General features: G+C 50.6%; 22 protein-coding genes and 1 pseudogene. 10 read left to right on the forward strand and 13 right to left on the reverse strand.

Going from position 1 to position 23579, the window contains the following annotated elements; genetic code table 11:
* Nucleotides 1-111: 111 nt before the first annotated feature.
* Nucleotides 112-930 (forward strand): SIR2 family NAD-dependent protein deacylase, encoded by an 819-nt coding sequence (locus QUD54_RS02715; RefSeq protein ID WP_286337426.1) that lies wholly within the window; start codon nucleotides 112-114, stop codon nucleotides 928-930.
* A gap of 55 nt (nucleotides 931-985) precedes the next feature.
* On the opposite strand, the gene QUD54_RS02720 is transcribed toward QUD54_RS02715, so the two are convergent.
* Complete coding sequence (locus QUD54_RS02720) at nucleotides 986-2146, reverse strand: sensor histidine kinase (RefSeq protein WP_286337427.1); 1161 nt, start codon at nucleotides 2144-2146, stop codon at nucleotides 986-988.
* Nucleotides 2147-2241: 95 nt separating this feature from the next.
* Between QUD54_RS02720 and QUD54_RS02725 the strand changes: the two genes are divergently transcribed.
* Nucleotides 2242-2919: a response regulator gene (locus QUD54_RS02725; protein ID WP_286337428.1), complete on the forward strand. Its 678-nt coding sequence runs from the start codon at nucleotides 2242-2244 to the stop codon at nucleotides 2917-2919.
* A gap of 20 nt (nucleotides 2920-2939) precedes the next feature.
* On the opposite strand, the gene QUD54_RS02730 is transcribed toward QUD54_RS02725, so the two are convergent.
* Nucleotides 2940-4130 (reverse strand): amidohydrolase family protein, encoded by a 1191-nt coding sequence (locus QUD54_RS02730; protein WP_286337429.1) that lies wholly within the window; start codon nucleotides 4128-4130, stop codon nucleotides 2940-2942.
* A 60-nt stretch (nucleotides 4131-4190) separates the two neighbouring features.
* On the opposite strand from QUD54_RS02730, the gene QUD54_RS02735 reads away from it, so the two are divergent.
* On the forward strand, nucleotides 4191-4538 hold the full coding sequence (locus QUD54_RS02735; RefSeq protein WP_286337430.1) for a c-type cytochrome: 348 nt from the start codon (nucleotides 4191-4193) through the stop codon (nucleotides 4536-4538).
* 19 nt (nucleotides 4539-4557) lie between these two features.
* Here the strand turns inward: QUD54_RS02735 and QUD54_RS02740 are convergent, their stop codons facing one another.
* The 5 genes from QUD54_RS02740 to QUD54_RS02760 form a co-directional block, all read right to left on the reverse strand.
* Nucleotides 4558-4962: a thioredoxin family protein gene (locus QUD54_RS02740; RefSeq protein ID WP_286337431.1), complete on the reverse strand. Its 405-nt coding sequence runs from the start codon at nucleotides 4960-4962 to the stop codon at nucleotides 4558-4560.
* Nucleotides 4959-6719 (reverse strand): protein-disulfide reductase DsbD, encoded by a 1761-nt coding sequence (gene dsbD, locus QUD54_RS02745; RefSeq protein ID WP_286337432.1) that lies wholly within the window; start codon nucleotides 6717-6719, stop codon nucleotides 4959-4961. The genes QUD54_RS02740 and dsbD overlap by 4 nt, the downstream gene beginning before the upstream one ends.
* A gap of 141 nt (nucleotides 6720-6860) precedes the next feature.
* On the reverse strand, nucleotides 6861-7202 hold the full coding sequence (locus tag QUD54_RS02750; protein ID WP_286337433.1) for a hypothetical protein: 342 nt from the start codon (nucleotides 7200-7202) through the stop codon (nucleotides 6861-6863).
* 1 nt (nucleotide 7203) lies between these two features.
* Nucleotides 7204-7740, reverse strand: a complete 537-nt coding sequence (locus tag QUD54_RS02755; RefSeq protein WP_286337434.1) for a carboxymuconolactone decarboxylase family protein — start codon at nucleotides 7738-7740, stop codon at nucleotides 7204-7206.
* A gap of 49 nt (nucleotides 7741-7789) precedes the next feature.
* Nucleotides 7790-8395, reverse strand: coding sequence for a TetR/AcrR family transcriptional regulator (locus QUD54_RS02760; protein WP_286337435.1), 606 nt, complete (start codon nucleotides 8393-8395; stop codon nucleotides 7790-7792).
* A 157-nt stretch (nucleotides 8396-8552) separates the two neighbouring features.
* On the opposite strand from QUD54_RS02760, the gene QUD54_RS02765 reads away from it, so the two are divergent.
* Nucleotides 8553-10481, forward strand: coding sequence for a thioredoxin domain-containing protein (locus QUD54_RS02765; protein ID WP_286337436.1), 1929 nt, complete (start codon nucleotides 8553-8555; stop codon nucleotides 10479-10481).
* A gap of 37 nt (nucleotides 10482-10518) precedes the next feature.
* Here QUD54_RS02765 and QUD54_RS02770 read toward each other — a convergent pair whose 3' ends face one another.
* From QUD54_RS02770 to rpsO, 6 genes are all read right to left on the reverse strand, one after another.
* The gene (locus QUD54_RS02770; protein ID WP_286337437.1) at nucleotides 10519-12912 is read right to left on the reverse strand and encodes an HD domain-containing phosphohydrolase; all 2394 of its coding nucleotides are present in this window, start codon (nucleotides 12910-12912) and stop codon (nucleotides 10519-10521) included.
* 99 nt (nucleotides 12913-13011) lie between these two features.
* Nucleotides 13012-13602, reverse strand: a complete 591-nt coding sequence (locus tag QUD54_RS02775; RefSeq protein ID WP_286337438.1) for a DNA-deoxyinosine glycosylase — start codon at nucleotides 13600-13602, stop codon at nucleotides 13012-13014.
* Complete coding sequence (gene dnaK / locus QUD54_RS02780) at nucleotides 13523-15415, reverse strand: molecular chaperone DnaK (RefSeq protein ID WP_286337439.1); 1893 nt, start codon at nucleotides 15413-15415, stop codon at nucleotides 13523-13525. The genes QUD54_RS02775 and dnaK overlap by 80 nt, the downstream gene beginning before the upstream one ends.
* 139 nt (nucleotides 15416-15554) lie before the next feature.
* The gene (grpE, locus tag QUD54_RS02785; RefSeq protein WP_286337440.1) at nucleotides 15555-16139 is read right to left on the reverse strand and encodes a nucleotide exchange factor GrpE; all 585 of its coding nucleotides are present in this window, start codon (nucleotides 16137-16139) and stop codon (nucleotides 15555-15557) included.
* Nucleotides 16136-16921 carry a hypothetical protein gene (locus QUD54_RS02790; protein WP_286337441.1) on the reverse strand — a complete coding sequence of 262 codons (786 nt, stop codon included), beginning with the start codon at nucleotides 16919-16921 and terminating at the stop codon, nucleotides 16136-16138. The genes grpE and QUD54_RS02790 overlap by 4 nt, the downstream gene beginning before the upstream one ends.
* Nucleotides 16922-17421: 500 nt before the next feature.
* Nucleotides 17422-17694, reverse strand: coding sequence for a 30S ribosomal protein S15 (gene rpsO / locus QUD54_RS02795; protein WP_286337442.1), 273 nt, complete (start codon nucleotides 17692-17694; stop codon nucleotides 17422-17424).
* A 126-nt stretch (nucleotides 17695-17820) separates the two neighbouring features.
* On the opposite strand from rpsO, the gene QUD54_RS02800 reads away from it, so the two are divergent.
* The 6 genes and pseudogenes from QUD54_RS02800 to QUD54_RS02825 all read left to right on the forward strand — a co-directional run bounded on the left by QUD54_RS02800 (nucleotide 17821) and on the right by QUD54_RS02825 (nucleotide 23572).
* Complete coding sequence (locus QUD54_RS02800) at nucleotides 17821-18225, forward strand: Rrf2 family transcriptional regulator (protein WP_286337443.1); 405 nt, start codon at nucleotides 17821-17823, stop codon at nucleotides 18223-18225.
* Between the two features lie 98 nt (nucleotides 18226-18323).
* A complete protein-coding gene (flhA, locus tag QUD54_RS02805) occupies nucleotides 18324-20399 on the forward strand; it encodes a flagellar biosynthesis protein FlhA (RefSeq protein ID WP_406600583.1) in 2076 nt (691 codons plus the stop codon).
* A 125-nt stretch (nucleotides 20400-20524) separates the two neighbouring features.
* Nucleotides 20525-21583, forward strand: coding sequence for a DHH family phosphoesterase (locus QUD54_RS02810; RefSeq protein WP_286337445.1), 1059 nt, complete (start codon nucleotides 20525-20527; stop codon nucleotides 21581-21583).
* A gap of 35 nt (nucleotides 21584-21618) precedes the next feature.
* A complete protein-coding gene (locus QUD54_RS02815; RefSeq protein ID WP_286337446.1) occupies nucleotides 21619-22128 on the forward strand; it encodes a PAS domain-containing protein in 510 nt (169 codons plus the stop codon).
* 706 nt (nucleotides 22129-22834) lie between these two features.
* Nucleotides 22835-23086, forward strand: a pseudogene (locus QUD54_RS02820) (methyl-accepting chemotaxis protein); the annotation flags it as partial.
* 51 nt (nucleotides 23087-23137) lie between these two features.
* Nucleotides 23138-23572 (forward strand): CZB domain-containing protein, encoded by a 435-nt coding sequence (locus tag QUD54_RS02825; protein ID WP_286337995.1) that lies wholly within the window; start codon nucleotides 23138-23140, stop codon nucleotides 23570-23572.
* Nucleotides 23573-23579 lie beyond the last annotated feature (7 nt).

Raw genomic sequence — 23579 nt, forward strand, 5'->3', positions numbered from 1 at the left:
GCCTCCTTTTATGAGGCAACTTTATGATCATAGCCTCAATCTGTAGCTATTTTAACTTTTTTTAAGCTTTTTGTCAAGAAATTTTTAAGGTTCAAAAACTAAAATGGCGTTATGACAAACACGACCGAAGCAGTGAAAAAAATAGTTCGAGATGCAGATGCCATCCTCGTCACGGCCGGGGCGGGAATGGGCGTCGATTCTGGCCTGCCGGATTTCAGAGGAAACGAAGGGTTTTGGAATGCCTACCCCGTCGCCAAAAAACTGGGGCTCGGTTTTGTCGAACTCGCCAATCCGCAGTGGTTCGAATCCGACCCCGCGCTCGCCTGGGCTTTCTATGGACATCGCCTTCACCTCTATCGCGATACCTTTCCACACGCAGGCTTCTCATTGCTGCTCGATCTGGCGAAAAAGAAAGAGGAGTATTTCGTTTTCACCTCCAATGTCGACGGCCAATTTCAAAAAGCGGGTTTCGATGAAGAGAAGATCGTCGAATGCCACGGGAGTATCCACCACCTTCAGTGCACACAGTGCAATGCCGGTATCTGGCGGGCAGACAACGTGACGCTCGATATCGATATGGAAAATTTCAAAGCGGCCGACTGGCCCCATTGCTTTCAATGTGGAGCCACGGCACGCCCCAACATCCTGATGTTCGGCGACTGGGGATGGGACGGAAGTCGCACACAAGGCCAGGAAGAGCGGTTCGACGACTTTTTGAAACGCATCATCGTCAAAAAACTGAAACTCGTCATCATTGAAATCGGGGCCGGTACCGCCGTTCCGACGGTTCGGCTGACCGGCGAGGAAATCGCCCGGAAACTCGATGGGAGACTCATCCGCATCAATCCCCGCGAATCCGGGATCGATCCCCCTTTTGGCTATGGCTTGCCGGCAGGTGGGCTGGAAGGGATTCGAGCACTCCTCACATAGTTGTCACGAAGGCGGCAAGGTGGCGTCGATCGTCGCCGTTTCCATTCGAAAAAGTTTACGCACATTTGAAAGTAATGTCGAAAAGAAGCACATGATCTTCGGTGCGTACTTCGAGTGACCCATCCATTTCTTCGGCGGAGAGGCGGACCAGTGTCATCCCGAGGCCACTGCCTTTTTTCAAAGATCGCAAATCCACCTTTTCTTGCCCTACCTGCCGATAAAAAAGTTGGCAGCGGCCCTCTTTCTCGACAAGCGTTATTTCGACTTCCGGTTGGCCACTCTGCACCCCATGGGCATGTTTCAATGTATTTGTATAGAGTTCATTCAATATCATACCGAGCTTGAGCATTGTCTCCAGAGGAAGAGAAATCCCGTCCGCACGGATTTTCGTACTTATGGTTCGTCCGTACGATTTCTGGATAAGATCGATCAGATTTTCGATATAGCCAGCCGCCTCGACACTTTCAAGATCCGCCGCTTTGTAGAGCGCTTCGTGCACCATCGCCATCGTTTGGATACGTAACTTGTTCTTCGTCAGGATCTCCTCGATAGAATCGGCCCGTCCCCTTCGCAGACGGAGTATCTGCAATCCGAGCATCGAAGCGATCTTGTTGAGATTGTTTTTGATGCGATGATGGATCTCTTTGATCAAAAGTTCTTTCTGCTTGTTGGCGTGTTCGAGTCTTTTATAGGTCACTTCCGTGGAGATGTGGTACAAAAAAGCGATAAGGATGACAACCAACGTCGTCGAAACCATATTCATGAGCGGTACAAGATGAAAAACGGGATTGTCGGCATTCTCGTTATAGTTGTAAAGCGCAAACGCGATCCAGAAAACGTAGTGCCCGAGCGTAAGCCAGAGCGCTGTACGCAAAGTGAAAAAGAAGAAAAATCCAAAGATCGAAAAGAAGGGATAGATTGTCACGAAATCGTAAAAATGGCCACCGAACATCGCGGAAACACTTTCGAACTCGATCAAAATCAGAAAAAGCAGAGCAAAAAGAGGTGTATTGTACGAGTAACGGTATAAAGTGAGCAACAGTGCCATAATAACGGCCAGGGAGAGTTTGGTGTAAAAGATATCGGCATAGCCGACATAAAGCGCCACCACTGCAAAAATGGCAAACAGCACGATCGTCGCGACAAAAAGCCCTGTCAGCATGATCATCTTATGATCTCTGCTTTCAAGAATGGTTTTAATGAGATTTTCAATCATGAAATATATTATAGCGTTCGAATGTTGCAAAATCGTTGCAACGTTCATAGCGCCTCGTAAGCATCGTTGAAAATAATGAATGTTAGAATAATTTCATGAAAAAGAAAAGCATTTTTATCGTGGAAGACGATCTCGTATCCGCCCAGTATCTCAAAGAGGTTCTGGAAGTCGAAGGCTTCGATGTGGTCGGTATCGCCGACAGTGGGGAGGCTGCGATTTCACATCTCAAAGGGTGTCGAGCGGATATCGTTTTGATGGATATCATTCTGAAAGGATCGATGACCGGATCGGAAGCTGCTCTTTTCCTCAAACAGATGTATCCGGAGTGTAAAATCATTTTTCTGACCGCCTATGCCGATCAGGAGATGATCGACTACGCCGTCGATGCCAAGGCGTTTGCCTACCTGATGAAACCCTATCGGGAAAAAGAGATCATCGCCACGATCAAAACGGCATTGGCGAGAGAGAGCGAAGAGACAACAGAGCACTCGCTGACCATTCCTCTCAAAAACGGTTTTTCGTTCAACAAAGAGAAGCATCGACTCGAAAAGGATGGCAAAGAGATTCCACTCTCGGAAAAAAAACTGAAACTCATCGAAATTCTGGCGGCCAACAAGAACAGCATCGTCTCAAACGAGCAACTGAGCATGCATATCTGGAGCGAACCGAAAAGCAACAGCACACTTCGCTCACTCATCAACCGCTTCCGTACCGCCGTCGGCGACGATATCATTACCAATGTCAATGGTGTCGGATACGCCGTTATCTCCTGAACTTCATGAAATCGCCGAAATCATAACACGATGCGTTCTACATCGCCGTAAAGGCTCTTCCCTTCATACGGTGAATTTTCGAAACGCCCACAGCACTCTTTATCCGGATCGAAAAGAATCAGGTCGGCATCGTATCCCACTGCTATTTTCCCTTTGTAACGATCGATCCCAACCGTCTCGGCCGGCCTGCAAGCCGTAAGTTTCGAGAGTTCCGGCAAGTCGATCATTCCCTCTTTCACCAGGAACGTATAGCAAAGCGGCAAGAAAGCGTTCAATCCGTCGATACCGTACTCCGCTTCCGAAAACACGGCATCTTTCGCACTGCCCGATACCGGCGTATGAAGTGCCGTCAGCATCGAGACGACACCGGATTTGAGGCGCTCGATCATCGCTCGGCGTGAAACCTCATCCCTAAGCGGAGGCCATATTTTTCCTGCGGTATTGTAGTTGTCGCAGAGAGTATCGGTCAAAAGAAGATGATGAAGCGGTACCTGCGCATGCAGATGAGGATTGGCACTGCAAATCTCCAATGTCTGCGGTGTCGAAGCGGCCAGAATCACGACATCGACACCGTAATAGGATGCCAGTTCGCCGATACGGGCCACCTGTGACGATTCGGCAACGGCCGGCACGCCCCCAAGGCCGAGCCGGCTCGAAACTTCACCCTCATGCATGACACCGTCACCCTGAAGCGCCGGATCGTTGGCATGGCAGAAGAGCTTGATCCCATGCATCACGGCATATTCCATCAGACGGCGGATAAGATTTCCATCGATACTGCTGTCAAACTCGATCCCGACCGCTCCCTCTTTAAGCAAAATCGACGCATCGCTCAATTTTTCCTCATCCGTGACACCCGAAAGGAGCGTCAGAATCTTCGTATCACGGCAGAGTTCCGCCTGCGACTTGGCGAATTCCAGCGTAATTTCATTGTCGATGCGCGGCGTACAGAGTGAAGAGATCACGACGGTTCCAAATCCGTTGACGTAGGCATTGGCCGAGAGTTTTTCGAGCGTTCCGCCCCGCAATCTACCATCCATGACGCCGACACCGATATCGATCATCGCCGGCATCAGATAGCGGCCGCCGGCATCCAAAGATTCACCGCCTAAAAGGCCCTCTCCCATCTGCGCAATCTTTCCATTCTCTATCCGGACATCGATCGCTTCGACCCTTTCGGGGGTTACGACCTTCGCATTTGTAATGACCATGTCATTCCTTCAAGCTATTTTGATAAAATTATAGGATATACGAGTTGAAAGAGAGGGAAAATGGGAAAGTTTCTATGGTTTTTTCTGCCGTTTGCACTTCTGGCACAGAGCGAAGGCGAAACGATCTATATGACAAAGGGATGCTACGGCTGCCACGGCGTCAAGGGTGAGGGGATCGGAAACTACCCGAAACTGGCCGGCAAACCTGAAGCTTTTCTCATCGACAGACTCCACAAACTCAAAGAGGGGATCGGCCACACAAGCAAACGTGACATCATGATTCCCTTCGCCAAAGCGCTCAGTGAAAAAGAGATCCGATCAGTCAGCGGCTATCTCGGCCGAATCGATCCCTCCCGCGATCGGAAAGAAGATGTGGCAGACGAATATCTTGGGGGATTCGGTTCCTGATGCTTTTCTTTAGACACCTCTAAAGAGCCCCTCTAAACTTCTTCAGCTCCTCTTTCATCCGCTCCAAAAAAGCATCCGCTTTTGCGGCACCGACGATGGGACGCGACCTCTTTTTTCCATTTTCATCCACGATGTAAAAGGTCGGAGTACCGTAAGGTTTGAGATAATCCGGCAACGGATCGGACTTCAGGTCGAGTTCGACGGGTACAAAGTTCTCGTTTAGAAAATCGGCGACTTCTGGCTTCGTGAAGACCTGGCTTTTCATGAACATACAGTAGTTGCAATTTTCCTGGCTTATCATGACGAAAACCGGTTTGCCGCTCTCTTTCGACTCCATCAAAGCGTCCTGATAATCCATCGCCCACTCGACTTCCCCAAAAAGAGCCACGATGGCCAAAAGAAGTGTCAAAAGTATCTTTTTCATCCCTTTTTCCCCTCAACGATCGCTACAAACTCATCCGGAGATTTATAGCCGGAGATCCGTTTCGATTTTATCTCTTCTCCTTTTTCGAAAAAGAGAATGGCTGGCGGGCCGAAAACACCGAAATGTTTCATCAGCTTTTTCTGTTCGGGCGAATTTTGTGTGACATCGACCTGATAGAGATTGTACCCACGCAATGCCCCGATCACACGCGGATCTTTGAAGGTACTCTCTTCGAGCTCCTTGCAGCTGACGCACCAATCCGCTCTGAAATCGACCATCACGGGTTTGTCACCCGATTCGATTTTGGCAAGGAGATCATCCAGTGACGATACGGGTTGAAACGGCAGGGAACGTTCGGAAACCGAAGTTCCTGAGGAGCGTTCTTTGACGACTTTCAGCGGATCGATCGGGCTGGAGGCACCTGTAAAGGTGCCGAAAAGAAGAAAGAGCCCGTAGACCAACATGAGAAATCCGAGCCCTTTGAAGAGTGCGTTCCAGCTTCGCTTCTCCCCGAGCGGCTCGAGTGCACCCATATAGATGGCACTGACGATAAAGAGTGCGGCCCAAAGTCCCATCACTATCGTATCGGGGAGGATTCTTGAAAGCATCCAGATCGCCACACCGAGCATGACGACACCGAAGACTTTGCTCACCGCCATCATCCAGCCACCGGGTTTTGGCATAAACTTACCTGCACCCGTCCCGATCAACAGCAGTGGCAAGCCCATACCCAGACTCATGACGAAAAGTGCAGCGCCGCCCAGCAGCGCATCTCCCGTCTGCCCGATATAGATGAGCGCACCGGCAAGCGGCGGTGCGACACAGGGGCCCACGATAAGCGCCGAAAGGAATCCCATGACGGCGACTCCGGCAAGGCCACCCTTTTTACCCGCTTCATCGCTCGTTCTGCTCAGCTTGCTCTGAATCGTTGCCGGCAGCTGAAGTTCGTAAAAGCCGAACATCGAAAAGGCAAGTGCGACGAACAAAAGCGCAAAGATGGAAATGACCCAGGGATTCTGAAGTGCCGCCTGGATGTTGGCACCGAAAAGCCCAGCAAGTACACCCGCAATCGTATAGGTCAGCGCCATCGAAAGCACATAGATCAAAGAGAGTGCAAATCCACGTTTCGCCGTCATCCCTTCACCCTGAGCCACGATGATGGACGAAAGAATCGGAATCATCGGAAAGACACACGGCGTAAGTGCCAACAGCAGGCCAAATCCGAAAAAAGTAAACAGTACGATGCCGAAACTTTTGGTTTTGAGCGTCGAAGCGATCGACTCCTCTTCGGAAAGCCCACCACCTTCGTTGGATGTCGAATGTTGGATGTCGGACGTCGCATTGGATTGTGCCGATGCGACGGTTTGGAGCGAGAAGGGGTAGCGTTTGGTGACCGGTGGATAACAAACACCCCTATCCGAACATCCCTGATACTCGAGGATGAATGTCACCTCTTTGCTTTTCGGATCTTTCAAAACGAGCGGGATCGTCACTTCAAACTGTTTGGCATAGACCTCATCGCCGAACTCATCCTTTTCGGACGGCGGGAGCGTGTAGCTGCCGAGCGCGGCCTTGTTGGACGGTTCGACCGAAAATTTGAGCGCATTTTTCGTTAAATGAATATGGTCCGCGATCTCGATTTTGACATGAAAGGCATCCTCCTTCATCGTGACGGAGGGTTTGAACGCCTCATCCACACTCAGGAATTCAGCAAAAAGGCTCAGCGCAAAGAAGAGCAACACGATACTTTTTTTCATCAACATCCTCTCCAATCGAAATTATCCTATTAAACCATACTTTATGTAACAAAAGTGTAAATTTATCGCCGTACACCCGCATATCAACGCTATTTTCGGTGCACCGCCCCCAACGAAACCCGAAGAGAGCGTCGGATGGATCTACCCGCAGTTCATCCCGTCGCAGCTTCGAACGACACCCATGTCGCTTCCGTTGTTGCGCAGAAACTTTCCGAGTGTCTCGAAATTCCGCTTGAAATAGCCGGAATCGATCACTTTTTTGGCTTCCGCATCGACCTCATGAACCTTTTTGAGCTTGGCGGCACGATATTCGAACATCTCTTCCCACTCGTCGCTCGTCAGCATCGCGGCACCCTTGAAACCGGAACCGTGGCACTGTTTACAGAGCTTTTTATACGTCACCATTCCCTTTGCCGAGTAGGCATGGAGCCCAAGCGCCCCCACCATACAGCATATCATCGTCATCAGAAATTTTTTCATCATTTCATCCCTTCTCTCCCAGTCCAAATACGTTCGACAACGTATTGATATAGTTGAAGTAGCCGGTTATGGCTACCGCCTCGATGATCTCCGTATCGGTGTATCCTTGTGCTTTGATCGCATCGATATCCGCTTTGGTCATTTTATAGTTCTCCTTTTTCGAGGCGCGGATACAAAAACGCAGCAGCTCCTTTTCACTCTCCGGCACATCCATCGTGTCGATACCTTGAAGAACTTTTTCGACCTGCTCTTCCGTCATTCCAAGCATTTTAGCGATGTTTTTATGTACATCGATACACATCTTGCAACCATTCTCCTTGGAGATGAGCAACGCGATCGCCTCTTTCGTGCGGTAAGGAAGTTCCGTCTCTTTCAACAGATAGTTCTGCACCATCTCATCCGTCGCGAAGTAGATATCTTTTCGCACCGCCAGAAGCTTGAAAATCTCTCCGAGTGTTCCCGTCTTCTCCAGAATCGGTCGCGCACGCTCCTGAATTTCCGGATCCATCTCTTCGAATTCCGGTAGGTCGATATAGGCCATCGTTTCTCCTTTTTTTATTATAAAGATTGTTTGTGGAACGGTTGTGCAATCAGCACGTCGAAAGCTCCGCTTTCGCCATTTCGCTCAGGTAGGGCGAAAAGAGCCCGAGAATGCGGCCCGTCACCATTCGAACCTCCACTTCACCGACATCATTGCCCAGACTCATCAGATAGGGTGTCCAAAACTGACTGTAGAGCATGATCGTATCGGCCAGCTGTTCGATGGCATCATCATACGGCAACAGCAAGTACCCATTTTCCCGTAGATGCTCGACCAGTGTCAGAAGCTTCGCATGCTGCATCCTGTTGTCCCGTGCCACCGCTTCGAAAAGCTCCGGGTCGCGTTGCATCAGGAAAATGAGCTCACGTCGAAAAAAGCGGTATTCCCACCAGACATCCGCCACGAAAGTACAATAGCGCTTCATCTCGCACATCGACTCGGGCAGCGCTTTGGCTTCGAAGCCGATCTTCTCTGTCATCTCACGATAAAGCGCACGGATGATCGCCTCTTTGTTGCGAAAATGGTAATAGAGGTTTCCCGGACTGATGCCAGCCGCTTTGGCGATATGATTGGTCGTCGCACGCTGTGTATCTTCTTCATTAAAGAGCTTCAGCGCCGCTTCCAGAACCTTCTCCCACGTATCTTTGCGTTCCATCTCTTCCCTTTAGTGCAATTGCTCTACGATTCTATAATAATCTTTTTTTATTTGTCAAGAGTAATTGCTCTAATTTTAATCGAACCGATTACTTTGCCAAACATGAAACTTTTTATAAAATAGTCGCTACCATCCTGGTAAAACCCACAAAGGTAACATGATGCCCAACCGACTCGACCATGAAGACTCCCCCTATCTGCAGCAACACGCCAACAACCCCGTAGACTGGTACCCATGGTGCGACGAAGCCTTCGAAAAAGCCAAACGCGAAAACAAGCCGATCTTCCTCTCCATAGGATACAGCAGCTGTCACTGGTGCCACGTGATGGAGCACGAAGTTTTCGAAAACGAAAAAATCGCCGACTACCTCAACCGCCACTTTGTCTCGATCAAGGTCGATCGCGAAGAGCGGCCCGACATCGACAAGCACTTCCAGGCCGTGCATCAGTTGCTCAATCAGCGCCCCGGCGGATGGCCCGCATCGATTTTTCTGACCCCTGACCTCAAACCCTTTTTCGCCGGCACCTACATTCCCCCCGAACGCAAATACAACATGATGGGCTTTTTGGAGCTGATCACGGTAATACACGAAAAGTGGAGCGAAGCGCCGGAGAGCATCGTCAAAAACGCAGACGAGATCCAGCGCTACCTCGAGCCCAAAGAGGGTCCCATCAAAGCGACGAAACTCGACCTCTCCCTTATCGACAGGACAATCGAACAGGCGAACGACAGCTTCGACCCCGTCTGGGGCGGCTTCTCCAAGGCCCCGAAGTTCCCGCATACCTCGACGATCGACCTGCTCTTCGACCTCCATCGGCTGAGCGGCAAAAACGAACCGCTCGAAATGGCGACGCACACCCTGAAAAACATGGCAAAAGGGGGCATCTACGACCTGGTCGACGGCGGTTTCTGCCGCTACAGCACCGACGATATGTGGCTGGTGCCGCACTTCGAAAAGATGACCTACGACAACGGACTTCTGTGCGAAAGCTACCTGCGCGCCTACCAAACCACAAAGGATCCTTTCTATCTGAATATGGCCGAAGACATCATCGATTTCATGAAAGAGAAGATGATGGAAAACAGCCTCTTCTACTCCGCCAGCGACGCGGATACGGAAGGAGAAGAGGGAAAATATTTCATCTACACGTATGACGAAATAGTGCATGCGCTGAGAGAGAACGGCTTCGACGAGCCGGAAGCCATGGCAATCTGCAAAGCACTCTCGATTACGCCGCAGGGAAACTTCGAAGGCAAGAATATCATCCGAAACGAGAGACTTGCCGACTACCCGTGGTGGCCGAAAGTGCGACGCATCCTGCGAATCCTGCGTGCGCCCCGCACCTACCCCTTCATCGACAAAAAGGTGATCACCTCATGGAACGCGATGATGATCAAATCGCTCTTCATCGCCGCCGACATCGACGACCGACACCTGGGCGATGCCATAGGCAGCATGAACGCACTGCTGGAACTGATGCAAAAAGGCGATACCCTCTACCACAGCGTCCTGATCCATAAAACCCCGACGATCGAAGCCTTTCTGGAAGATTACGCCTACCTCTGCGACGCCCTGCTGCAGGCCTACCACACGACACTCGACGAAACATGGCTGCTCAAAGCTCAAAAACTGGCCGAGCATGCAGTCGACCGCTTTTACGAAAACGGCGAATGGTACTTCAGCCGCAACGAGTTCCCGACCGTCGCCGATATCTCCGACACCAGCTACCCCAGCAGCGCCGCGGTAATGACGAAGGTACTGCTCACCCTTGGCAGCCTGCTCGAACCCCGCTACCGTGAGATCGCCTTCAAAACGATGGAATACAACTCCATCAAGATCGTCAAATACCCGCTCTGGCACGCCACCTTCGTGACGGCCGCGCTGCGTTATATCAAGGAAGATATCGTCGTAAAATCGCTACCCAACCGCCTTATGGATGCCAAAACGGCGCTGCAGGATATCTCCTACCCCTACATCCTTTTGAAACCGGAGATAGAACCCGACTATATGGTCTGCAACCAGCATAGCTGCTTTGCCAACTGCAAAAGTATGGAAGAGTTGAAAGAGGCGTTGAAGAGATTTTGATCGATAGAAGGAGGCCATAGAGTCGATACCGCGTTTTTCAGAGCGAACGCACGAAACTGTAAAGCCTCTTGGAATCGTACTCCCTGACATACCCTCCGTCGATCAACGCTATGTCGATTCCCGTATTTTCCAGAAGCTCCCTCTTCAGGCTCTCCGGCAAATCGGAGGGTAGAGGTTTCGATGTCAGAATGATGAAGTCGTCTCCTTGGATACGGAATATTTTCCTATCTTTAAGCGATGATTTGAGTCTGTCGGCGATTGTTTTCAGCAGAGTGTTCCCTTCGCTCCAGCTTTTTTCACGGTTGTACTGGGTAAATGCCTTGAGTGTCAATGCGTAGATTTTCGTCTTTTTTGGAACGAGTGTGCTCGAAAGAAGAATGGTAAATTCGAGATAGTTTTGATTGAAAAGATCGGTAAGAGGATCTTTGAAAAAGTAGGCGAAGCGTGCCTCCTCGAGTTGTGTGGAGGGAAGCTGGGAAATCTCTTCATGGATCTTTGTATCTTTGAGGATATCGACAGCGATCCGGCAAAGCTCGGGGTCAAACCATGTCCCGGCGAGTTTTTCAAGCTCTTCCAATGCCTCCTCTTTGCTTTTTTTGGGTTTGTAGATGCGGTTCGTCGTCATCGCGTCGAACGTATCGGCGATACTGAGAATCTGTGCCAGACGCGGGATCTCCCCTCCTTTGAGCCCCTCCGGGTACCCACTGCCATCATACCGTTCGTGATGGTACCTGATGATCTGCGCCTCCTCTTTGAAGAAAGCGAGCCGAGACAAAATTTTGTACCCTGTCTCCGGATGCTGTTTGATGATTTCAAACTCTACGGATGTCAAAGGACCCGGTTTGAGCAAAATCGAGTCGGGGGTCTCTATCTTCCCAATATCGTGTACTTTGGAGGCCTCAAGAAGCTGCTTTGTCTCCTCTTCGCTGCAGCCGCACGCTCGGGCGATCAAAACGGCATACTCTCCGACCCTGTTTGAGTGGCCCGCCGTGTAAGGGTCTCTGGCTTCGATCACATCGTTCAGCACCAAAACCGTCTGTTCGAAGTTTTCTATCCTCTCATGAAGCAGCCTTTCTCTCTCCTCATGCAGTCTCTGAGCATGCAGCATCATCCCCACGTCGCCCGCCATCTCTTCAAGAAGTTGCTGTTCTTTGTCGGAAAAACCCGCAGGATTGCTGGTATACACGGTAATGACACCGACCGGTTCGCCCTGCAAATGGTAGCGGATCGGCGTAGCCATACAGTAGGTAAATCCCGCCCGGCGGGCTCTATCTCTCCAGGGTCTGAAGTTCGGATCGTTCTGGGTATCCTGGATGACCGTCCTGTTTTGCAGGTAGGATTGGCCCGAAGGCCCTTTCGCAAAATCGGACGAGGGATCGGTCGTCGTGAAAAATGTCTCGTCCAGATAGCCGCTCGAATCATTCGAGTGGTATTTCAGATAGAGGGCATGCCCGCTCTTTTGGGCACACCCGATCCATACAAGCGAATAGAAGCGGTTTTCGACCAGTTCATCGCACACTTTCTGCAATTTTGCATCGATGGATAACGGCTCGATAAGAACCTGATTGACCTCTTTGACCGTATTGACGACCCGCCGAAGGTATTCGCTCTGCAACAAATGATTTTCGGCCTCCTCTTTCGCAATCTTGTATGCCTCTGTCTTTCGTCTCACTTCACGCCTGAAAAGCCAAATCGCCGTGATGGATGCAAGCAGCAGAACCAGCAAAGCGACGATGATTTTGAAAACGTAGGGGGAAATTTGCTGCAGTGAACCTCGCGCCAGATAGCTGTTCACGACAGTATGATAGACGGTGTTTTGGTCCTGTTTCAGCCGGTGCAGATGGTTTTGTAACGTCTTCGCGAGAAGGGGGTTGTTTTTCGCAATGGCATAGGTGGCGCCGATGGGGTTGAAATAAAGCGAGGAGGATCGGACGTCGGAATAGTTTTTGCCAAGCCGCAAAAAGAGAAAACGGTTCGCGATGCCGACATCGGCCTCTCTGTTTTGCAAAGCCCTGAACACCTTTTCGTAGGAGTGGAAATATTTCGTCCGGTACGATATACCGAACCGCCGCATTAGCCGCATGAAAGCGCTCGCATGTACGTCGTCCTTGAGCATCGCGACACATTTGTCGGAAAGAGAGAGAAAGGTGTCTGGGACGAAATCGGATGTGCCGTAGACAACACCCCAGTTCGAGATGACGATTTCATTGGGAAAAATGGCATATTTTTCACGCTCTTTCGTCTTGACGACGGGACCGAGCAGATCGATTTTCTCTTCGGAAAGAAGTTTCAAACATCCGTCGAATTCACATGGAACGTAGCTGACGCTCCACCCTTCTTCTTCAGCAACGGATTGGAGCAGATCGACAAATATCCCTTTTGGATGGTCCGCCGTTCCAAAAGAGAGTGGAGGATTTTGATAGAGCCCCATTCGCAGATTTTGTGATGACTTCTCCTGGGCTGGAAGCGGAAACAACACCGCATTCATCATCAAAAAAACGCATAATCGAAGCAGATGTTTCATAATGAATTATACCACATCGAACATCTTCCGCCACACTCGCAACTTCTCTTCAAAGGGCATCGCGGCATAGGCTGGCGATGGAGAGGGAAGCAGATATTGCGGCAATGGATTGTCAGGGAAAAAGCGCTTGAAAAGTGTCTGCGCCTTCCGTCCCGTGAAAAAAATCATTTTGATATTGGGATAGTCACGCAAAAGCATGTCGATATCGTTGGGTTTGCACGCTTTGAGATTGCTATCGGCAGAATTGGTTCGTTCACACCCTTTGATGACATCCCACAACGCGATGTGGTTCTTTTTTAAAAGTTTAAGACGCGCCTCGGTCGTATCCGCAGGCATACCGTAAATTTTTGAAAGGATGGGCCAAAACTGGTTCCTCGGATGGGCATAATAAAAGTTGTTTTCGAATGATTTGAGGCTTGGGAACGATCCGAGTATGAGGATTTTGGAGTTTTCGTCGACAATAGGGTCGAACGGATGGGAGGCGGGCGATGGACCCGCCTCTTTCAAAGGTGTCGTATTATTCGACTTCGGCATCGATGACGTCGTCGTCTCCGCCTTTTTTCGCACCACCTTCAGCGCCGCCTGCAGCCTGCTCACCGCCCTGCTCTTTCTTGTACATCGCTTCGGCGAGTTTGTGGCTCACTTCGGTCAGCGCTTTGACCTTCTCTTCGATCTGCTCTTTGGTCGCATTTTCATCTTTGAGCGTCTCTTTGAGCGCGTCGAGTGCAGCCTGAACTTTCTCTTTTTCACCCGCTTCAAGACCATCGCCTACTTCGCCCAGGCTCTTTTCGGTCTGATAGACCAGTGCGTCTGCCTGGTTTTTGGTCTCGATCAGCTCTTTGCGCTTACGGTCTTCCTCTTTGTGCGCTTCGGCGTCGCGAACCATCTTTTCGATCTCCTCTTCGCTGAGCCCTGAAGATCCTGTGATCTTGATCTCCTGAGACTTGCCGGTCGCTTTGTCTTTCGCACTAACCGTCAAAATACCGTTCGCGTCGATATCGAAAGTCACCTCGATTTGAGGAACACCGCGCGGAGCCGGCGGAATGCCTGTCAGCTCGAACTGTCCGAGCGACTTGTTATCCTTGGCCATTTCGCGCTCACCCTGTACGACATGGATCGTAACGGCCGGCTGATTGTCTTCGGCTGTCGAGAAGACCTGAGACTTCTTCACAGGAATGGTCGTACCCTTCTCGATGATCTTGGTGGTCACGCCGCCGAGTGTCTCGATCCCGAGGCTGAGCGGTGTGACGTCGAGCAGGAGTACATCTTTGACGTCACCTTTGAGGATTCCGCCCTGAATCGCCGCACCGATCGCAACGACTTCGTCAGGGTTGACCGATTTGTTCAACTCTTTTCCGAAGAAGTTTTTGACCTTCTCCTGAACCAGCGGAATACGTGTCGATCCACCGACCATGACGATCTCTTTGATCTCGTTTTTGGTCAGGCCTGCGTCTTTGAGAACCTCTTCGATTTTTGTGATCGTCTCATCGATCAGATCCATAATGAGACTCTCGAACTTCGCACGTGTGACCTTCATCACAAGGTGCTTCGGCCCGCTTGCATCCGCCGTGATGAACGGCAGGTTGATTTCAGTTTCTTGCGCAGTCGAAAGCTCTTTTTTGGCATTTTCAGCCGCCTCTTTCAAACGCTGAAGCGCCATGACGTCGGCTTTGAGATCAATGCCGTTCTCTTTCTTGAACTCATCGGCAACATAATCGATGAGTCGGTTGTCGAAGTCGTCACCACCGAGGAATGCGTCACCGCCGGTCGCGAGTACTTCGACGACATTGTCACCGGTCTCGAGGACAGTGACGTCAAACGTACCGCCACCGAGGTCGTAAACGCAGATCTTCTCCGCTTCTTTTTTGTCCAGACCATACGCCAGTGCCGCAGCGGTCGGCTCGTTGATGATACGAAGGACGTTCAGTCCTGCGATCGTACCCGCCTCTTTGGTCGCTTTACGCTGCGCGTCGTTGAAGTAGGCCGGTACAGTAATGACCGCTTCGGTCACCTCTTCACCCAGATAAGCTTCCGCATCCTCTTTCAGCTTCATCAAGATTTTCGCAGAGATTTCTTGCGGCGTATAGGTTTTGCCATCGACTTCGATCGCACATGCGCCGTTTTTGTCGACAACATGGTATGGCAGGCGTTTCTTCGCTTCCGCCGCCTTCTCTTCGTTACACATCAATCCCATAATACGTTTGACGGAATAGATGGTCCGCTCGGGATTGGTCACCATCTGGCGTTTCGCCGGGTCACCGACGAGAATCTCGCCCTTGTCGGTAAACGCGACGACGGACGGCGTCGTATTTTTCCCCTCTTTGTTGGCGATGATCTTTCCTTCACCGCCTTCGTATACTGCCATCGCAGAGTTGGTTGTTCCCAGGTCGATTCCTAGCACTTTTCCCATTTACATCTCCTTCTATTTGATTGAAACACTATCCACGCCAGGCTCGAAGTGCCTTGACTTTCAAGTGCTTTATTTATTTCTTTGAGTCTATTATACTCAACTTTAAATCACTCTTCTGCAACCTAAGTCGCAAAACCCTCTATTTCGCCACGCTCACCATCGCAGGCCGCAGCAACCTATCTTTATACATGTACCCTTTTTGCAGTACCTGGACGATCTGACCACTTTTATGCTTGTCGCTTTCCACCTGCATTACCGCATCGTGGAAGTTGGGATCAAACCCTTCAACGATATCCACAACTTTGATATGGTGTTTTTCAAACGTCTTGACAAACTGATCGAGTGTCAGCTGCACCCCTTCACGCAATTTCGCAAGATGTTCGTCGCCACCCTCATCGGGTGTCGGGATAGATGCAAGTGCAAGTTCCAGCGAATCCATCACCGGAAGCAGATCGCGTGCGAACTGCTCCTGGGCATAGGCGACACTTTTCTCTTTCTCGCGTTCCATTCTCTTTTTAATATTTTCGAACTCAGCGTGCATGCGAAGATATTTGTCTTCACACGCCTGAAGCTCCTCTTTGCACTTTTTCAGTTCACTCTCCTCTTCCGAAATTTCGGATGGATTCTCTCCTTCCTCACCCGAAACTTCTTCCTTCTCTTTCATCTCTTCTTGCTCTTCCAGTTTTATCTCATCTTCTCTTCTTCGCTCATTCCCTGCCATCATGCCTCCTTGAATATCTTGGTAAAATCGTGGTCGATCGCACCGATGCAAAGCATTTTCGTCGGACGATTCTCGATGACCGCTTCGGTTTTCAGCGCCATGAAGCCCTTGGGTAGCAACGGATCGAAGTGCAGCCCCGCCGACAGCTCTTCCACCGCATCACCTTCCAGGAAATGGCGCATATATCGCTTGCCCCAGGCACTTTCACGTCCTGCGACCCGAATGATCGCTTCCGGATTGATCGCCGTGATCTCTTCATCGTTTTTTGCCCGCATCTTATGATAGAGTGACATCATGCCTACATCTCTCGCAATCTGCTTGACCTCATCGAGTTCATACCCGATCAGATCGTTTAAAAACGTCTCCACCTGATTTTGGTACCGAATGACATATTCATCCGCATCGAATACCAGAATCAGGTATCGTTCGCCGACACGTTCGACGATACGGAGTCTGTTCTCTTTCAACGGTTTGAGCAGTACGAACAACTCTTCATCTTCGCTGATACGTGCCAATTCATCCATTGCATGACAGATCACTTCCAAATCGCGCAGATGCTTGCGCCAATACATTTTCATGGTCTGTTCGGTCGGAATCCTGCCGCTGCTTTTGTGCAGCTGTGCCAGCTCCCCGCGTTCGACCATTTTGTTGAAATAGTAACGGATCGTCGCCGGTGCGATCTCGAACGGAAGTTTCTCTTTCAACATGGCCGAACCGATCGGTTCGTGTGTCTTCAGAAAGGTTCTGACTACCGTTTCGAGTATCTCTTCATATTTCTTTTTCATTTCAACATCTTAGCACTTATTTTCTGAAATGCCAAGAGGATTATACAACATTGAGTGTATAGTTGTCAAGTATATTCAACTGAATTACATAAGTACTTCACTGCTTTCAATACATATCATACACTTTCCGCTCGTTCCAGTCTCCCACTGTATCCGGATTTTTCGGATCTTGATTTCGGCTTTGATGGACACATGTATTACACTACAGCGTTTTTATCGATAGGAAACGATGGGAGGGTTTTTCTCTTTACGAAAAGAGTGGTAGATGGGAAATTCAGTGTACGCCATTTTCCCATTCGATGGATATCGGCAGTATGATACGAGACCACGATCATTGAAAAATATCATATCACACGCGATGTCCGATAGAACAATGCCGAGATTTATGTAGATTTATGTTTAAAAATTCGTAAAGAGTTTTTCTGGGGATGAAGAAAAGACGGGGAGTGAACGACGACAACCAAAAGACGATCGTCTATTGGTTGTCGTCTATTGGCTAACTATTTGTCTCGAATGCCGAGTGCGGAAATCAGCTTCGTATAACTTTCGTAATTCTTTCTTTTCAGATAGCGAAGAAGTCGTTTGCGCTGTCCGACGAGTTTCAAAAGTCCAAGACGTGAAGAGTGGTCTTTTTTGTTCTCTTTGAGGTGGTCCGTCAGATATTTGATGCGCTCTGTCAAAAGTGCGACCTGTACTTCCGGAGAACCTGTATCGCCCTCACCGCGTCCGAATTGTTTGATGATTTCAAGCTTTTTAGCCGAATCCAAAGCCATTGCTGACCTCCTGATTGGTTTGATTTTCTTCTATGGTTTTCATAAAAGATTCGCAATTATACTTAAAAAAGCAAAGATTTACATTAAATAGATTAAAATGAGGCTCATATATACATAGGGGGGACTATGTTATTAACAAGAGCAAGCGAATATGCACTGTTGTCACTGGCGCTTATCGGCGAAAGCGGTGAGCCAAAAGATGTCGACACCCTTTCAAAACAGCTCGATATATCGAAAAGTTTTCTGGCGAAGATTTTGCAAAATCTTGCCAAAAGAGGTATCCTGATCTCGTATAAAGGTGCCAAAGGCGGCTTCGCACTCAACAAAAGATTCGACGAAATCTCCATTATGGAGGTCATCGAAGCGGCCGAAGGGAAATCGCCCTCGGTTTTCGAGTGTTCACCCGCCCGGGAGTGCTGTCCGAGTGACCGTGCCGGCTCATGCATCATCTGGCCCTTTTTGAACCGTCTTCAAAACAAGATCGACGGTTTCTTGGAAAACCTGACGCTCAAAGACATTCTGGACACATGAGGCTCTGTTAATTGGCAAAAGCGACACGCTCACGACTCTTCAAACGTGCCATACCGTTTCTAAATACCATCGCAAGTGCCAAAGATTTGACGATCGTCATGATGATCGTCGCCATCATGGGGATCATCATCGTCCCGCTGCCGAGCCCGGTTCTCGATTTTTTCCTGACGGTCTCCATCGCACTCTCGGTGCTGATGATCCTCATCTCCGTTTTCATCGAAAAACCGACCGACTTCACGACCTTTCCGACGATGATCCTACTCATCACGCTCTACCGCCTCTCGCTCAACATCGCGACGACACGTATGATCCTCTCCAAAGGGCACGAAGGGCCCGATGCGGTCAGCGACATCATCACGAGTTTCGGCGATTTCGTCGTCGGGGGCAACTACGTCATCGGAATCATCGTCTTTTCGATCATCGTCATCATCAACTTCATCGTCGTCACCAAAGGTGCGACACGCGTCGCGGAAGTGGCCGCACGCTTCACCCTCGATGCGATGCCGGGAAAACAGATGGCGATAGACGCCGATCTCAATGCCGGACTCATCGACGAAAACGAAGCCAAAAAACGGCGTGCCGAGATTTTACAGGAAGCGAGTTTCTACGGGGCGATGGACGGTTCGAGCAAATTCGTCAAGGGTGACGCCGTCGCCGGAATCATCATCACCATCATCAATATCATCGGCGGGTTTCTCATCGGGATGTTCCAGCACGACATGGCGCTCGCCGACGCCGCACAGACCTTCACGCTCCTCACCATCGGCGACGGTCTCGTATCGCAGATCCCTGCTCTCATTCTCTCCACCGCCACTGGTATCATCATCACCCGTGCCAGCAAGGATGAGGAGAAGAACTTCGCCGAAGGGGCGATCAACCAGCTGATCAAAGAGTTCAAAACCCTCTTTATCGTAGGGTTCATCCTCCTGATGTTCGCCCTGGTTCCGGGACTTCCGACTCTGCCGCTCACATTTGTCGGTCTGCTTTTCCTGGGATTGGGATACCTCATCCGCAAACAGGGAATCGAAGAGTCTCTTCTCTCTGTGGCGGGTGAAATTCCGCCGACAGAAGGGGAAGAGACAGAAAACGTTCCAGGCGCTAGAAAAATACCCACCAAAGAGGAGGAGGAAGCGGCGCTCGAAGATATCCTCAAAGTGGAGATGCTCGAACTCGACCTCGGCTATCAGCTCATCAAACTGGCCGATACCAGTCGCGGAGGCGACCTTCTCGAACGTATCCGAAGCATGCGCCGAAAAATCGCAGCCGATTTCGGTTTTCTGATGCCGCAGGTACGTATACGCGACAATCTCCAGCTGCCACCCAACGTCTACCGCATTCTGCTCAAAGGGGTCGAGATCGGCAGCGGTGAAGTCTACGCCGACAAATTTCTGGCGATGAACAGCGGCATGGCGACCGAAGAGATCGAAGGTATCCACACCAAAGAGCCCGCTTTCGGACTCGACGCCATTTGGATCGATGCGGATAAAAAAGAGGAAGCGATCATCAAAGGGTACACCGTCATCGATCCGGCCACCGTCATCTCCACACATATGAGCGAACTGGTCAAGAAACACGCCGAAGAGCTGTTGACGCGCCAGGAAGTACAGGCGCTTCTCGAGAAGGTCAAAAAAGATTATCCTGTCGTTGTCGACGACGCGCTGAAAGTCGCTACGCTCGGTCTCATCCAACGGGTCCTCAAACAGCTGCTGCACGAACAGGTGCCGATCAGGGATATGGTGACCATTTTGGAGACGATCGCCGATGTCGCCGAGTATACAAAAAATGTCGACATTATCGTAGAACAGGTCCGTGCCCGCCTGTCGAGAGTCATCACGAGCCTCTACAAAGATCAAGATGGTACGATAAAGCTGCTGACACTCAACGCCCCGACCGAGCAGAAGCTTCTCGACCATCTCAAAGAGAGCGAAGGGGGGCGCCAGCTGCTGCTCAATGTCGGTCAAATCAACAAGGTTGTCGAAACCCTTAGCGAAGAGGCGCAGAAGGTACTCCAAAAGGGTATCGCACCTGTCATCCTCATCGTCGACCCGATGCTCAGAAAACCGCTCGCCGAAATCTTCGAACGCTTCGGCCTCGAGATCGTCGTTCTCAGCCACGCCGAAATCGACCCGAACGCGACGTTCGAAGTTCTCGGAAGCGTGGAGATCGATATTTAGTGATGAGCAGTGAACAGTTTTTGTGAATCGATGCCTGAGGCATCGAACAATTATGACAGATAAAATGGAGCGATGCGACCTCCTGAACTTCTCATTGCTCATTAAAATATTAAAAGGATACCATTTTGAAAAGACCCGATTCCGTCTACCATCTCTCACACACCGACCTCGACGGCTACGCATGCCAGTTTCTCACCGCACACTGTTTCGAAAACGTCAAGTTTCAAAACAGCAACTATGGCGACGAGATCACCAAGCGTCTCAAAATTTTCTTCGATCAGATGCTTCTCGATCCGGCCAAGACGATCTTGCTGCTCATCACCGACTTGAATCTGACGGTGCAGCAGTGTGAATTTATCGAAAAACAGATCGACAAACTTCAAAACTTCAAAAGCGGCATGACCCTGCAGGTTCAGCTGCTCGACCATCACGGCAGCGGAAAAGATGCGGCCGAAAAGTATGCATGGTACTATCTCGACACTACCCGAAGCGCTACGAAGATCACTTACGACTGGCTCGTCGAAACGATGAAGTGCGAGGCCGTCAAACCCTACAAAGATCTTGTCGACGCGATAAACGCGATCGACATCTGGCTCACGGAGGAAGAGGGGTTCGAGTTCGGCAAAGTGTTGATGGGCGCCATCGCCTCGTCTCGGGAAGTGGGACGGGCCCTCTTCGACGACAAGGACCGCGAACACAAGTTTCACCTGATCAAATCGGCCCATGAAATCATCGATGAAGAGAACGCCCACATCAGACTCGACAACGAGATGCACGCCATCAAGAAAGCCTTTTTCGCCCGCAACCGGGACGACAATACCCTCGACAACCTCGTTGCAGACTACCTGACCGATCTGCTCACGGCGAAAAAAGAGGAGCTCAAGATACGCTACAAAGACAAAACGGGCGTTTTGACTTTCGGCATTCCCAACATCTCCGTCATCGGCAACGCTTTTCTGGTCGCAAATCCGGATATCGACTTCATCCTAAACATTTCCCCGAATGGGTCGATAAGTTTACGAAGCAACAACAAAGCCGACGTCAGCGAAATCGCGGCGACGCTTGCCGGTGGCGGCGGGCATCCCAACGCGAGCGGCGGACGCATAGGCAATTTTAAAGAGGCTTACAGTTATACGGATGTAAAATCGTTCGTCGAATCGTTGATCGACGAAAAAACGAAATAGCCACTGCCCTTAAACCAAACAGAACAGGAGTCATTATGAGAAGGCCTGCCCCGACGGGAACGGAAAGGTTTTTAAAAGAAGAAGATTTTATCGTCTCGAAAACCGACCTTAAAGGCCGTATCACTTACGGCAACAAAATGTTTATCAAAATTTCGGGCTACGCGGAGAGTGAACTGCTCGGAGCGCCCCACTCGATTCTACGCCATCCGGATATGCCGAAAATCGTCTTCAAGCTTCTTTGGGAGCGTATACAGAACAAGCAGGAGATCTTCGCCTATGTCAAAAATCTCTGCAAAGACGGCGGTTTCTACTGGGTCATCGCCAACGTGACCGCGACGATCGCACCCGACGGATCGATCCGCGACTACCATTCGGTAAGAAGAAAACCGAGCGACAAAGCGATGGAGGTGATACCGCAGCTCTATTCCAAACTGCTTGCGGCCGAAAGAAGCGGTGGCGTGGAAGCCTCCGGGCGTATACTCAACGACATTTTGAATGAAAAAGGAGTCACCTATGACGAGTTTGTCCTCGGCCTTCAGCAATAGGCAAAGCCTCGTTTTCCTGATCGCGGCATTGGGTGCCGCTGCCTACCTGCTGGCTACGGGCGGCTACATCGCCGGCGGCATCGTTCTCTTTCTCGCGATTATCGGCCTCTTCGTCCCTGCGGGTGGTGAAACGGCGTGCGAAAAGATCTTCAACGACCCACTCATCCGCCAGGTGCGCGACGTGCTCATCAAAGCGGGTCGCGGCGAACTCTCCGAGCGTATCACGCACATTCCCGAAGAGCATGTCCTCCAGGGAGTCGCATGGGGTATCAACGACATGCTCGACCAGACCGAGCAGATGATGCGTGACATCCGCGCCTCCATCGACGCCGCCAACGAAGGGAAATCTTTCCGTATCATTCCCCAACAGGGCTACAAGGGCGACTTCAAAGCCGCCGTACCGGAACTCAACCAGGCCATCGCCTCGATCGCCGACTCCTACAAGACCAAAATGCGTGGCGAACTGGCCAAAATGTTCGAAAAAACGACCGGCGGTGTCGGTGCTGGCTTGAAAATCATCCAGGAAGATATCAACCGAAATTCGAACATCATCGAAAAGATCGCGGAAAACACGGAGACGACGGCACAGGATGCCATCGAAAGCGAGCGGACCGTCAATGCGATCATCAGCAACCTCGACCAGCTTATCCAGCTCATCTCCCATACCAACGAAGCGATCGTTTCGCTCAACGAGCGAACCAACGAGATCTCCGCCGTCGTCAACCTCATCAAAGATATCGCCGACCAGACGAACCTTCTCGCCCTCAATGCCGCAATAGAAGCCGCACGGGCAGGCGAACACGGCAGGGGGTTCGCCGTCGTTGCGGACGAGGTGAGAAAACTCGCCGAACGAACCCAGAAGGCGACACAGGAGATCGCCATTACGATCCAGACACTCCAGCAGGAGGCCAACGACATTCAGGGCAACTCGGAAGAGATCACGGAAATCGCCACCAATTCGCAAGAAGATGTCAACCGCTTCGAAGAGACGTTGCGACGTTTCGCACAAATGGCTGATCTCTCGGCGAAACAGGCGAAATATATCCACAACTCCCTCTTCGGAACACTCGCGAAAGTCGATCACATCATCTTCAAATCGCTCGCCTATACGACGGTCCTGAACGAAGATGCCGAAAAAGCGCAACTCTTCAGCGACCATCGCCACTGCCGTTTCGGCGAGTGGTACTACGAAGGCAAAGGGAAAGAGCTTTTCGGCCACACCAAAGCTTTCAAAGCGATCGAAACCCCGCATGCCACGGTTCACGAAATGGTTCTCAAGACGATTCCCTGCGCGGAGACGAAAACCTGCCTGACACCCGCCAGACGGCCGATGGTCGTAGAAAACTTTTCGAAAATGGAAGAGGCGAGCAACAGACTCTTTTCTCTTATCAGAGAGATGGTCGAAGAAGCCAATCCCGACGCCAAACTCGAAACCGTACGCTGATTTTTCA

It is taken from the genome of Hydrogenimonas cancrithermarum (assembly GCF_030296055.1).
Classification (GTDB): domain Bacteria; phylum Campylobacterota; class Campylobacteria; order Campylobacterales; family Hydrogenimonadaceae; genus Hydrogenimonas; species Hydrogenimonas cancrithermarum.